Genomic DNA, 11,199 nt, shown 5'->3' with positions numbered 1-11,199 from the left:
GGACGCGGCCTCGGTCGCCGGCCTGCTGGTCACCACCGAAGCCATGATCGCGGAGGCTCCGAAGAAGGAGTCGGCTGGCGGCGGCATGCCTGGCGGCATGGGCGGCGGCGGCATGGGCGGCATGGGCGGCATGGATTTCTAAGAAGTCCATAAAGCTCGCCCATGAATCCAAGTTGCTCAAGCCCGCAAGCGGGCTTGAGTGGCGGCATGGATTTCTAAGAAGTCCATAAAGCTCGCCCATGAATCCAAGTTGCTCAAGCCCGCAAGCGGGCTTGAGTGGCGGCATGGACTTCTAATCCACGCTTCCATCAGCTTTCAGCTACGGAAAGGGCGGCAGAGATGCCGCCCTTTTTGTTTGGGGCGACCTCGGTCGCCGCGCCTCTGTCGGTCGTCAGACGGCGGCATCCGCGCGTTGCCCAACGGCTCGGCGCTCCGCCGAAACGGCCGAAATCATACGTGCCTTCAACGACGTGTTTCAGCGCCACGACCCGTCGCCGCTAGACGGACTGGTGGCGGAAGACTGCGTGATCGAGAACACCACGCTGGCGCCGGACGGTGCCCGCCACGCCGGCAAGGCCGCCTGTGTCGAATTGTGATCGGCGATCGCGACGGACTCGGCACGCGCTTCGACCTCGAAGAGACCTTCGTCGCTGGCGACCGGGCGACGATCCGCTGGCGCTACCGCATGGCGGACGGCAACTCGCTGCGCGGCGTCAATTTGATGCGTGTCGCGGGCGGCCGCATCGTCGAGGGGTAGCGCCAGCCGATCCCTGACCGGTTTCTACCGGTCGGCCAGCGCCAGCTTTGCGCCGAGCATGACGAAGGCGCCGGCGAAGCTTCGGCGCATCCAGGTCAGCACCATTGGCCGTGACACGACATGGCTGCGGATCGAAGCGGCGAAGATGCCGTAGCCGACGAAAACCACGAAGGTCAAAAGCATGAAGACCGAGCTGAGCTCCAGCATCCTCGACAGCGCGTTGGGCTCGGTGGTGCTGACGAATTGCGGCAGGAAGGCGAAGAAGAAGATCGACAGTTTCGGATTGAGCACGTTGACGAGGATGCCGGTGGCAATCACCTTGCGTGCGGAGCGCGGCGTCACATCCTGTTCGACGCTCAGGCCACCCTTTTCCTTCAGCGTGTTCCAGGCCATGTAGAGCAAATAGGCGACGCCGAGATATTTCAGCGTCTCGAAAGCCATCGCGCTGGTGTGCAGCAGCGCCGCAAGGCCGGTGATGGCGGCGGCCATATGCGGGATGATGCCGAGCGTGCAGCCGAAGGCGGCGATGATCGAGGCCCGCGCGCCGCGCGACAGGCCGGCGCTCAGCGTGTAGAGAACGCCGGTGCCAGGCGAAGCCACGACGATCAGCGACGTCAATAGAAATTCGATGCTCACGATGGTTTCCTCCGGCGCCCTGCCCGCCGGGAAGGTATCGGGCCGGACAGTGGCGCACAAGACGGGGAGAGAATGTGATCTCCCTCTTATGGGTAGGGCAATCGCTTATGGGAGGCCGAGGCCTCGCTCTACGAGTACCCCCACCCCTAAGGGGGGAGGGAGACTTCCGTAGGCGCTAACATCGGCAAACTGCCGACGTTTCGACGCCAAAGGAATTGGAGAAGAGCGCGCGGCAGCATTCCCTCCTCCTTGTGGGGAGGGCTAGGGTGGGGGTCCTCTTCGCAAGAATCCACATGCGATTGCCCTGCCAATGTGGGGGAGATTGGCAGCTACACCTGCAATCCGTGTGCCCGGCGCGCCATCAGGCAATCGTCGTCGCCAGGCATGCAGGCGCGGCAGACATCCGGGCGGAGTTCATAGATGCCGCAAGCGGTCGACTTGCCGATCTCGCCGCACAGCGCCGAGCAGCGCACGCCCTCGCAGCGCATGCCGGACAGATTGGCCGCCACATATTTTTCTGGGATGCGGTCGAGCTGCGCGTCGTCCTCGGTGGAAAAGCGCGGCCACTCGGCCGAATAGGAACAGCAGGCGCCGCAGCTCTGGCAGTCGAAGGGAGCAGCGGCACTGCGTTGCGACGACAAAAGGCTTGCGGCGGCCACCAGGGCAGACAGCCCCGGCGCGGCAGGATCGCGATCGGCGTCTTGCGGCAAGGCGCTATTTCTTCTTTGTCTTGCCCTTGGGCGAATCCGCCGGCGACTTGAAGAGATCGGTCGCGGTCTCGGCGGCCCCATCGCCTTTCGGCGCGGCAACCGGCTTGGCCGGCTTCGCGGCGGCGGCCGGGGCTGCCGGCTGGTCCTTGGTGGAGAATTTTATGGCCATGTCAGTCCTCGTCGACGAAGCGCGATGATGGTGCGCGTGGATTGCGCAGGCGGCCGATCAGCGCCGAAACCGCCGTGATGTTCATTTCCTCGGGCGACCAGTTTCTGACTTCCGCGATGTGGTGCACTGCGAGCTCGCGATGCGTGCTGCCGCTGTAGGCGGCGTCCTGATGGGTCACGCGCTCATGGGTCTTGGCGTCTTCGCGGACATATTCGATCAGGTAGTTCGGGCATTCGGCGCGACCGCGCACACCGAGCCGCACCTGGGCATCGCCATGGGCGCGTTTGCAGCGCTCCAGCTTTTCCAGCACCCGGCGCACATATTCGACCGGCTTATTGAGGCCTTCGACCACGTCGGCGATGGTCGAGTCGGCGGCGATCAGTTTCGGAGGCACGCGCTTGGTAGCCATCAGCGTCTTCCGGCCCGTTTCGGCAAAGCGGCGAGCGCCGCGGCCGCTGCCATCTCATCAGCCTCCTTCTCCAGGCGCAATTCGCGCAGGCGCGCGGTCTTGGCTTCCCGCGCCTCGCTGACGGCATCGCGCTCGGAATTGATGCGGTTGAGCGACATCGACTGGGTTTGCGTCTTGCTGAACAAGGACACGGCCTGTTCGACTGTCTTCGAATGAGCGGTCAAAATCTTTCTCCTGTCAGGAGCCTGTGCCGATGGAGCGAGACCGGTTCTTCGATCAGGACCATGCACGAAGCAATACGGCAGCGGATTCAAATTGCTGGAGCGTCCCTTAGCACGTCCAGGCCGGCGCGCAGCGCATTTTCGGCGGCAAAACGCGCAAAATGAAAAAGGCCAGGCACCGCCTGACCTTCATGAGAGCGCCGCGCAACCAGGTGACATCCAAAAGGATGCACGGGGATGCACGGAACGCCCTTCTCATGCGCATGGCATGCCGTGGAAACTCAGGTCTCCGCGGCCATGCGCCCGAATTCGCTACTCACCGGTGCCAGTACATCCGTGGTCACCGGGAGAGCTGAATTCTTTTTTCAGGCCGCCTTCAACTGGTCGGCGGACATCTTGCCCGACTTGTTGTCGCGGACCATCTCGTAGCCGAGCTTCTGGCCCTCGACGATGTCGCGCATACCGGCGCGCTCTACGGCCGAGATGTGGACAAAAACGTCGGCAGAGCCGTCGTCAGGCTGAATAAAACCAAAACCTTTGGTGGCGTTGAACCATTTAACTGTGCCGGTGCTCATGACGAACCCTTTCCATGGCAAATATTCGTTCGACGCCATGCGGATGCACAACGTCGTTTGTCCCGATTTTTGATGTGGGAAGTTCGTCAAAGGCGCGCTCGAAAGCGCGGATAACAAAAGTCAGTCAAACAAATATCGACGAGGTGCTTGTAGACTTCTTTTGGGGTCGTGTCAATTTCTGGTTTTCCTCTCACCAAGATTCGATGCAAACGCTGTCTGGCAAGGGTCCATTCGCCCGCGGATCCGGCACGGAAACCAAGGCGCCCCCTGTTCCCTCAAAAAATAGCAGCCTTCGGGGAACCAATTTCGCGCCCGTGCATTTAAGAGTGTCAGCAGTTTCAGAGAGCGATCTCAGGGACGCTGACACACAGGACGCCTCCCGTACAATAAAACGTGCGAGGGGCGTTCTTGTATGGAGAACCGGCTGACCGGCATCCTCCCCGGCGGCGCCGAGCCGCGGCTTCCAGCCGGACCTTGCCGGCGACATCACGCGGATGCGACAGTCTCCTAGTCTTCGAAACACACTCCGGCAACCAGACCAGGGAAGAAGCTCATTCGTCCGGGCCGGGTTCCGGCCATGTCTCCTTTGCCGCTTCCGCATACCAATGGCGCATCGCCGGGGTGGCAAGAACGGCGTCGACATAGTCTCGCGTATCCGGCGCAAGCGTGCCGCCATAGGTGTCGAAGCGGGTGACGACCGGCGCATACATGGCGTCGGCCGCGGTGAAATGGCCGAACAGGAAGGGACCGCCCTTGCCGTATTGTTCCCGGCACTCGCGCCAGATCGTCTCTATGCGCTCGCGCTGTAGTTCGCCCTCGGCGTCGAGCGGCTTGTGGCCCTTCGGCCTGCGCAAATTCATCGGCCAGCCATAGCGGACCTCGCGAAAACCGGAATGCATCTCGGTCGCCACCGAGCGCGCCAGCGCGCGGGCGTCGATGTCGGCCGGCCAGAGTTTTTTCTCGGGAAACAGGTCAGCCAGGTATTCAAGGATGGCAAGGGTTTCCCAGATGATTTTGCCATTGTGATTCAAGACGGGCACCTGGCCGGTCGGCGACACTTTCGCCAGATTGGCAAAGGTCTCCGGCGTGCGCAGCCGCACGAAACCCTCCTCGAACGGGATCTCCAGATGCCTCATCGCCACCCATGGGCGCAGCGACCATGAGGAAAAGCATTTGTTGCCGATGAAGAGTGTGAATTCAGCCATTTTTCTCCCCGCACGCACGATCACCTGCAATCCTTTGGTCGGCGCTTGGTCACAGCCTAGCTCGCCAACCTTGCCTCGGGGAGGCTAAAGCACGACCTGATCCGCCGCCCGGGCGACGCCTGGAACCTAACCGACGGCGGCTCGTTAGCCTCCCGCGGATGAATTCCTCCGAATTCAAAACTCCCAGGAGATGCGGGGAAGGCGGCCGCGAGGGCCGTCTTTTTCATGTGCTCCAGCCCTTGCTGAAAGCATTGGTGAAGGCGACCTCGCCATGATCACCGGTCGCCTCGCCCAGCACCACGTCCATGCCGTCGCTGGTCACCCTGGCCAGCGCGAAACCTCCCATAAAGGCAGCCTTCGGCTTGAACAGATCGAGCCCATCCCTGCGATAGATCAGCGGCGTGTCGTGCTGGTGGCCATGGAAAATGCCGACGACATTGTAGCCCTTGAGCGCCGCCAGCAGCGCCTGCCGGTCGGCCTCGCTCCACCAATGCGGCGCGCCAGCGCCGTCATCATCGTAGCGCCTTTTGGCGGCATCCCAGCGTTCTATCGAGAAAGTGTCCCAGCCATAGTGCTGGAACAGGATGACCGGACGACCGTCCGCCGCATAGGTCGCCAGATCCTGCTTCAGCCATGGCAGGCTGCTCTCGGCACCGTGGCCGGTGTCGCCGGCGAAACGATGCGTTTGGATCAGTTGCAGGCCGCCCCAGTCCCAGGAATAGCAGTCGGTATCGATATCATAGTCGGTAGCCGGCACCGGCGGCTTGAAAAACACGCCGGCGCGATGATTGACCTCGACATAATCGCGCAATTCGCGCCGGTACCAGTCGACATGGCGCGAAGGCCCGTTCTGGTCGAGATCATGATTGCCGAGCCCGACATAGACCGGCATGTGGACGCGATCGGGGCCGACGCCCTGCTGGTAGCGCTGGCTGAACTGGAGCAGTTGGGTGCCCTCGCTGGGCTGGGTGATCTGGCCGCCGCCGTCGTCGGTGATGTCCCCGCCGACGACGAGGCCGAGCGGCGTGCCGATGCGGCGGGCCGCCGAGCGCAGGCCGGTGGCGACGCCGTTGATCTCGGCCGGCCAGTCCTTGTCGACGAGACCGTTGAGCACGGCCACGTTGCGCAGCAGCGCCGCGTCGGTCTTGCCTTCCTGCAGGCAGTTGGGGCTCAAGCCGCTCGCCATGCGGCAGGCATGGACATCGGCGATGAACAGGAAAGTGGCGTCGATGGACTGGACGCGCTGGCCGGTCTGGCTGAATGCCGGGCGCGACAAGGCGCCGGCCGCGGCAAATCCTGCTGCCCGCGCCAAAAAGCTGCGACGGGAAACCAATCCAGGCGAACGGCGATTCATCATGAGGTGAATTTCAGCATGGCGAGCGGCCGGCCGTCCAGCGCCTCTCCTTGCCACCATCCATCGGCTATAGGACGATCAAGCCACTGGCGCGGTAGCTAGAGCCGGAGCGCCAAGTCAAAGCGGCGCGTTGATATCTCCCTGTCGCTGCGACATCAAACGGTTCTCGGTCGCAGCAGCACCCTGCGGCGTCGCCTGGCTGCCAGTCCGCCCTGCGATGACGACAGCGCGCTCCGCTCCAGTCCCGCCAAGCAATCCCGCAGCACGCTCGCATCCTGCGCCGTCTTGGCCATCGACATCGCCCCGGAATAGGCGGCGACCGCCAGCGCGGCGAAGCGCTCGGGATCCGTGCCCTCATCTCTGCCCGCCTGCTGATCGGCTCGCACCTTGTCCGAAATCGCCCGCCGCCAACCGGCAAAAATACCAGCAAGGGCAATCCGGAAATCGGGATCGGCGAGCGACAGTTCGTGCGCCAGATTGTTGAGCGGGCAGCCGCGCACGAAACCCTGCTGCTCCAGTTCCGCCGCCACGGCCTCGAACACCGCGCGCACGCCTTCGCGCACCGACGCAGCCGCCAGCACCGGCGCGATCCATGTCTGTTCGACCGCTGCCGCCACACGCTCGTCGATCACCGCCAGCGCCAGCGCCTTCTTGGTCGGGAAATGGTGATGCAGCGCGCCGCCGCTGACGCCCGCCGCCGCCATCAGATCGCCGAGGCTGGAGGCGTGATAGCCGCGCGCCTGGAACGCGACCTCGGCGACATCGAGCACTTTCTTGCGCATGCCGTCAGGGTCGTTGATGCGTTTTCGTGGGCGCTGTTTTGATCGAACGTTCATCTCTGCTGACATTGCCGAACTCTAGCATATTGACAAAACAGGACAACCGGTCTGTTTATAAACAGGATGATCACCCTGTTTTTGAGAAGAGTTGGATGAGCATGCTACTGAATGCCGAGCCGAAGCCCGCGGTGCTCGCCTCGCCTGTCGTCGAATTGAGGCAGTACACGCTGAAGCCCGGCCGGCGCGATACGCTCATCGACATCTTCGACGGCAGGCTGATCGAGGGCCAGGAGGACGCCGGCATGACCATCATCGGCCAGTTCCGGGATCTCGATCGCCCGGACATGTTCGTCTGGATGCGCGGCTTCGACGGCATGGACGCGCGCAAAAATGCTCTCGCAGCTTTCTATGGCGGTCCGGTCTGGGCGGCGCACAGCCATGCGGCCAACGAGACAATGATCGATTCCGACGACGTGCTGCTGCTCAAGCCCGCGTGGCCGGGCGCCGGCTTCGACCTATCGGGTGCGCGGCGGCCAAGTCTGGCCGTTGACGAAAAGTCCATTCGAAACAAGCCGCCGACCGGCATCGTTGTCATCCAGATTCATCATCTGCGGCCCGGCACAGAGGTTGATTTCGCCGAGCGCTTCGGGGCCGAAATAGCGCCGCTGATGACGGCACAAGGCGCACGCCTGCTCGCTGCTTTCGTCACCGAGCATGCCGAAAACAGTTTTCCACGGCTGCCGGTACGGGCTGATGAAAACGTCTTCATCAGCGTCATGGGATTTGACAGCGTCGAGGCGCATGCCCGCCACAGAGCCGCCCTCGCTGCCTCGCCGGCGTGGCAGGCCGCACAGTTCGGCCTGACCAAACCAACGGAGACATTGCGGCTGTCGCCCACCTCGCGATCGCTGGTCGGGCATTAGACTTCAAACGCTTCGATGATGGCGTTCGCGACAAGGGCTGGATCTTCCCAATGCGGGTTGTGGCCGCAAGTCTCGGCCCGGACGAAGGCGGCTTCTGGGAGCGCGCGCAGCAATGCCTGCTGGTGCGCCTCGCCGAACAGCGGGTCGCACGCACCGGCGACGATCAGCGTCCGGGCCTGCACGGCTTGCGCCGCATCAGTCAGATCGGCGCGGCGGATTTCCTCAAGGATCGCGCGCCAGCGAAATGACGGCATCGTGGAGGCGTCTTTCGCCAGGCCGGCGAGAAAGGCCGGGGGCACGCCGGGCCGGCAGGCATGCCACCAGGCATAGAACGGATCGGCCGGCGATATCGGGTCGCGCAAGGCCTGGACGCCGGCGACCAGCGGATGATCCGGCGCGAAATCGGGCTTCAACGTGCCGGCCAGGACCACCAGCCCGCCGATGAGTTCCTTGTGTCGCCCAGCCAATGCGATAGCCACCATGGCGCCCAGCGAATGGCCGACGACGACCGGCCGGTCGAGCCGTAAACTCTGGATCAGCGCGGCAATATCGCCGGCAAAATCGGCGATGCCGTAGCTCTTGCCCGCTTGCGAGGCGCCATGGCCGCGCAGATCCGGCATGATCAGCCGGCGGCCGGCCAGATGCGGCGCAAGAAGCGAAAAGCCGCGGCTGGTGTCGGTGAAGCCGTGCACCAACAGCAGCGCCGGCTCGGTGCCTGATATCTCGACATAGGCGATGTCAAGATCGCCGACAGTGACGAATTGTTTGCGGCCAGCCCAGGCGTCCTGGTCCGGCAAAGCATCCAGCACCGCCGACCTCACAGGCCGAGCTTTTCCTTGACGGCGGCAAGGCCAGGTTGGCCGTCGAAGGTGGTGACGCCGGCGAGCCAGGCATCGAGGCGGTTCTTGTTGAGCGCAATCGCCTTCAGCGCCCCGTCCTCCGGCTTCATGCCGTCATTGATCAGATAGCCCATGCCGACATTCTCGAAATCGATATCGAAGACGAGATTCCCGAGGAATTGTGCGACGTTCGGGCATTGCTGCGGATAGCCCTTGCGCACCTGCGTCGTCACCGTCGCGGCGCCGAAATTCGGGCCGAAGAACTTGTCGCCGCCGGTCAGATATTTGAAATCGTACATCGTGTTCATCGGGTGCGGCGCCCAGCCCTGGAAGACGATGAACTGCTTCTCCTTGATCTCGTAGCCGACCTCGGAAAGCATGCCGGCTTCGCTCGACTCGACCACCTGCCAGCCATCCAGGCCAAAGGCCGGATCGGCGATGGCGTCCATCATCAATTGATTGGAGCCGGGCTCGATGCCGTACATTTTCTTGCCGAACTTGTCGGCGAACTTGTGCAGGTCGGAGATGTCCTTGACGCCTGCGTCCCAGACATAGGTCGGCACGGCGAATGTGTATTTGGCGCCTTCCAGGTTGACGCGCACATTCTCGACTGAACCGTCCTTCTTGTAGGGCTCATAATAGGTGACCATCGCCGGGTCCCAGTACCCCAGGAACAGGTCGAGATCCCTGTTCTTCATACCCTCGTAAATGACGTTGATGCCAAGAACCTGGCTTTGCGGCTGATAGCCGAGCGCCTCCAGCAGGACATTGGCTACCCCCGTGGTGAAGGCAAGGTCGTTCCAGCCGGGCTCGGCCATGCGGACCGTCCTGCATTGCTCGGCCTCGGCCGCCTGGGCCGCATGAGAGGCCAACGCCAAAGCGGCAAGACAGACGCCATTTGCAAGGATGCGGAACATTTCGGTTCTCCTCATTGTCATCAAATTGACCAATTGGTCTTTTTATTGTCCCATGGGTCAATTCTTGATCTGAGCGGGCGAAAATGTCAACGTGGATTCTCAATGCATGGACCGAACCCGTGAAACTCAAGCGTCTCAGTGAGATACGCCGCAAGGAACTGCGGCAGGCCGCCTTCGCGGTGCTGGAGCGCGAAGGCATTGCCGGCGCCACCCTGGAAAAGGTGGCGGCCCAGGCCGGAGCCTCCAAGGGGATCGTGCTGCACTATTTCCGCAACAAGCAGGAATTGTTCGAGCACGCGATGCGCGAGGCCAACGCCGTCCTGTGCCAGGCGGTGATCGCGCGGCTTCGCCGGGCGAATACGCCGATGGAGCGCATGGATGCGGTGATCGAGGGCAATTTCGAGGAGCATCTGTTCCAGCCTCCTCTCTGCCACGCTTGGCTTTCGCTCTGCGCCGAGGTGCCGCGCGACGAGAAGATGGCGCGTATCCAGCGGGTGATCCACGCACGCATGCGCTCGAATCTCTTGTCGGGCCTGCGTGGCTTCGCCTCGCCCACGGATGCCGACGACATCGCGCTTGGCGTCACTGCGCTGATCGACGGGCTTTGGCTGCGGCTCGGCCTGCAGCCGGGCAGCGTCTCGCGCGAACAGGCGGTCCGCCAAGTCAAGAATTATGTCGCGGGGCGGCTGGCCCTGCGGGAGCTTGCGACCGTCGGCGCGTAAACCGGTCCGGCTGGCCTACCGGTCGCCAGCGGTCGAAGTTCATACCGTGGGATAGGCTAACGGCTTGACCGCAGCCGCCAATGTACGGTGCTCTCGGTGAGGCAGAAATCCCTCGGAGCGTCCAATGAGACTTCACAACAAGCGCGCGCTGGTCACAGGCGGGTCGGACGGTATCGGCCTGGCGATCGCCGAGGCCTTTTCGCGCGAGGGAGCGGACGTCCTGATCGTCGGCCGTGACACCAAAAAGCTCGACGCCGCCCGCAACCACCTCGGCGGCATCGTCGAGACTCTGTCGGCCGACCTCGCCACCTCGGCCGGCATCGCGGCCATCGTCGAGCATGTGAAAAAATCCGGCCGGCCTGTCGATACCCTCGTCAACAATGCCGGGGTGGCTTTCCTGGTGCCCTTCGAAACTGTCAGCGAAGAGCAGTTCCAGCAATCCTTCGCGCTCAACGTGGGGGCGGTGTTCTTCCTCACCCAGGGCCTGCTGCCGCATCTGGCGGCCGGCGCATCGGTGATCAACATCTCGTCCTACTTCGCCAACAAGATGATCCCGAAGCGACCGTCGAGCCTCTATTCCCTGTCGAAAGGCGCGTTGAACTCGCTGACCAAATCGCTGGCCTTCGAACTTGGGCCGCGCAACATCCGCGTCAACGCCATCGCGCCCGGCACGGTGGACACAGCCATGCGACGCAAGACAGTCGACAATTTGCCGGCCGAGGCGAAGGCGGAACTGAAGGCCTATGTCGAGCGCAGCTATCCGCTCGGCAGAATCGGCCGCCCCGACGATCTGGCCGGCATCGCGGTCTATCTGGCAAGCGACGAGGCGGCCTGGACCAGCGGTGGTATCTTCTCCATCGACGGTGGGTATACGGCGGGGTGAGAGGAAGAGCCCTTGCCTTCTCCCCTTGTGGGCTAGCGTGCGCACACATTTGCTTCGGGTTGATTTTGCGAGGCGAGAACGAAGCCGTCTGTGATGGCGT

16 protein-coding genes are annotated in these 11,199 nt (G+C 63.1%); 5 read left to right on the top strand and 11 right to left on the bottom strand.

Going from position 1 to position 11,199, the window contains the following annotated elements; genetic code table 11:
* The first annotated feature begins 470 nt into the window (after positions 1–470).
* Together NKG99_RS36120 and NKG99_RS36115 are read left to right on the top strand one after the other, a co-directional pair.
* Positions 471–596, top strand: a complete 126-nt coding sequence (locus tag NKG99_RS36120) for a hypothetical protein (RefSeq protein WP_502911097.1) — start codon at positions 471–473, stop codon at positions 594–596.
* Positions 593–757 (top strand): nuclear transport factor 2 family protein, encoded by a 165-nt coding sequence (locus NKG99_RS36115; RefSeq protein WP_502911098.1) that lies wholly within the window; start codon positions 593–595, stop codon positions 755–757. Before NKG99_RS36120 ends, NKG99_RS36115 begins: the two co-directional genes overlap by 4 nt.
* A gap of 24 nt (positions 758–781) precedes the next feature.
* Here NKG99_RS36115 and NKG99_RS34405 read toward each other — a convergent pair whose 3' ends face one another.
* The 9 genes from NKG99_RS34405 to NKG99_RS34365 all read right to left on the bottom strand — a co-directional run bounded on the left by NKG99_RS34405 (position 782) and on the right by NKG99_RS34365 (position 6,872).
* Complete coding sequence (locus NKG99_RS34405) at positions 782–1,393, bottom strand: LysE family translocator (protein ID WP_352873864.1); 612 nt, start codon at positions 1,391–1,393, stop codon at positions 782–784.
* 329 nt (positions 1,394–1,722) lie between these two features.
* Positions 1,723–2,103 carry a YkgJ family cysteine cluster protein gene (locus tag NKG99_RS34400; protein ID WP_352873862.1) on the bottom strand — a complete coding sequence of 127 codons (381 nt, stop codon included), beginning with the start codon at positions 2,101–2,103 and terminating at the stop codon, positions 1,723–1,725.
* A 4-nt stretch (positions 2,104–2,107) separates the two neighbouring features.
* Entirely contained in the window at positions 2,108–2,272 is a 165-nt protein-coding gene (locus NKG99_RS34395) for a hypothetical protein (RefSeq protein ID WP_352873860.1), read from the bottom strand.
* Between the two features lies 1 nt (position 2,273).
* On the bottom strand, positions 2,274–2,681 hold the full coding sequence (locus NKG99_RS34390; protein ID WP_056593642.1) for a hypothetical protein: 408 nt from the start codon (positions 2,679–2,681) through the stop codon (positions 2,274–2,276).
* Positions 2,681–2,905, bottom strand: a complete 225-nt coding sequence (locus NKG99_RS34385) for a hypothetical protein (protein ID WP_352873859.1) — start codon at positions 2,903–2,905, stop codon at positions 2,681–2,683. The genes NKG99_RS34390 and NKG99_RS34385 overlap by 1 nt, the downstream gene beginning before the upstream one ends.
* A gap of 362 nt (positions 2,906–3,267) precedes the next feature.
* Complete coding sequence (locus NKG99_RS34380; protein WP_010915421.1) at positions 3,268–3,477, bottom strand: cold-shock protein; 210 nt, start codon at positions 3,475–3,477, stop codon at positions 3,268–3,270.
* 551 nt (positions 3,478–4,028) lie between these two features.
* Positions 4,029–4,682: a glutathione S-transferase family protein gene (locus NKG99_RS34375; protein ID WP_352873858.1), complete on the bottom strand. Its 654-nt coding sequence runs from the start codon at positions 4,680–4,682 to the stop codon at positions 4,029–4,031.
* A 223-nt stretch (positions 4,683–4,905) separates the two neighbouring features.
* Positions 4,906–6,039 carry a metallophosphoesterase gene (locus tag NKG99_RS34370; protein ID WP_352873857.1) on the bottom strand — a complete coding sequence of 378 codons (1,134 nt, stop codon included), beginning with the start codon at positions 6,037–6,039 and terminating at the stop codon, positions 4,906–4,908.
* A gap of 152 nt (positions 6,040–6,191) precedes the next feature.
* On the bottom strand, positions 6,192–6,872 hold the full coding sequence (locus tag NKG99_RS34365; RefSeq protein WP_352873856.1) for a TetR/AcrR family transcriptional regulator: 681 nt from the start codon (positions 6,870–6,872) through the stop codon (positions 6,192–6,194).
* A gap of 95 nt (positions 6,873–6,967) precedes the next feature.
* Between NKG99_RS34365 and NKG99_RS34360 the strand changes: the two genes are divergently transcribed.
* A complete protein-coding gene (locus NKG99_RS34360) occupies positions 6,968–7,738 on the top strand; it encodes an NIPSNAP family protein (RefSeq protein WP_352873854.1) in 771 nt (256 codons plus the stop codon).
* Here NKG99_RS34360 and NKG99_RS34355 read toward each other — a convergent pair.
* On the bottom strand, positions 7,735–8,559 hold the full coding sequence (locus NKG99_RS34355) for an alpha/beta fold hydrolase (RefSeq protein ID WP_352873852.1): 825 nt from the start codon (positions 8,557–8,559) through the stop codon (positions 7,735–7,737). The genes NKG99_RS34360 and NKG99_RS34355 overlap by 4 nt on opposite strands.
* Positions 8,556–9,494, bottom strand: a complete 939-nt coding sequence (gene choX, locus NKG99_RS34350) for a choline ABC transporter substrate-binding protein (protein WP_352873850.1) — start codon at positions 9,492–9,494, stop codon at positions 8,556–8,558. Before choX ends, NKG99_RS34355 begins: the two co-directional genes overlap by 4 nt.
* Positions 9,495–9,577: 83 nt before the next feature.
* Here choX and betI point away from each other — a divergent pair, with 83 nt between their 5' ends.
* A complete protein-coding gene (gene betI, locus NKG99_RS34345; protein ID WP_352873849.1) occupies positions 9,578–10,216 on the top strand; it encodes a choline-binding transcriptional repressor BetI in 639 nt (212 codons plus the stop codon).
* A gap of 124 nt (positions 10,217–10,340) precedes the next feature.
* The gene (locus tag NKG99_RS34340) at positions 10,341–11,099 is read left to right on the top strand and encodes an SDR family NAD(P)-dependent oxidoreductase (protein WP_352873847.1); all 759 of its coding nucleotides are present in this window, start codon (positions 10,341–10,343) and stop codon (positions 11,097–11,099) included.
* Positions 11,100–11,199: the final 100 nt, after the last annotated feature.

Source organism: Mesorhizobium sp. M1409, assembly GCF_040317535.1.
In the GTDB taxonomy this organism is placed as follows: domain Bacteria; phylum Pseudomonadota; class Alphaproteobacteria; order Rhizobiales; family Rhizobiaceae; genus Mesorhizobium.
Note: the sequence above shows the minus strand (reverse complement) of the source record. Positions and strands in the feature narration are given on the sequence as shown.